This window comes from Aeribacillus sp. JST-2 (assembly GCF_056032925.1).
This window is the reverse complement of the sequence record NZ_JBVVUU010000004.1, coordinates 125,225-125,617: the sequence shown is the minus strand read 5'-3', so window position 1 is coordinate 125,617 and position 393 is coordinate 125,225. Positions and strand designations below refer to the sequence as shown.

1 protein-coding gene and 1 pseudogene are annotated in these 393 nt (G+C 40.7%); both read right to left on the bottom strand.

The window, feature by feature from the left end:
* A partial coding sequence (locus tag AC0KTX_RS03840) for a prephenate dehydratase domain-containing protein (protein ID WP_474250961.1) occupies positions 1–156 on the bottom strand: 156 nt, incomplete at its 3' end.
* 24 nt (positions 157–180) lie between these two features.
* Positions 181–393: pseudogene (locus AC0KTX_RS03835) on the bottom strand (ACT domain-containing protein); the annotation flags it as partial.

Genomic DNA, 393 nt, shown 5'->3' with positions numbered 1-393 from the left:
AAGAGGTACTACCGCAATTGTAGTTTCATGATTGACAACCGCATCCATGGCATGCGGAATCGTTCGATACGGAATGAGTTCTGCATCATTTTGAAAAAATTTGCTTACAGCTAAATGAGTAAAGGTTGCTTTTGGACCTAAATAACTGACTTTCATCATTCTCTTCTCTTCCTTCCTGTTCTATGCCCCTGAACTTACCACTTCAACTTTTTCGACAAAATCTAAATTCCGCAATTTCATCAAAAGTTCTTGAATATCTCCTTTGATCCCGTTAATATTTAATGAAAGCGTTACATTCGCTCTTCCTTGGAGAGGGATTGTCTGATGAATCGTCAACACGTTGCAGCCTGCTTCAGCAACAATTGCAAGCAGCTGAGAAAGGGTTCCGGAGCG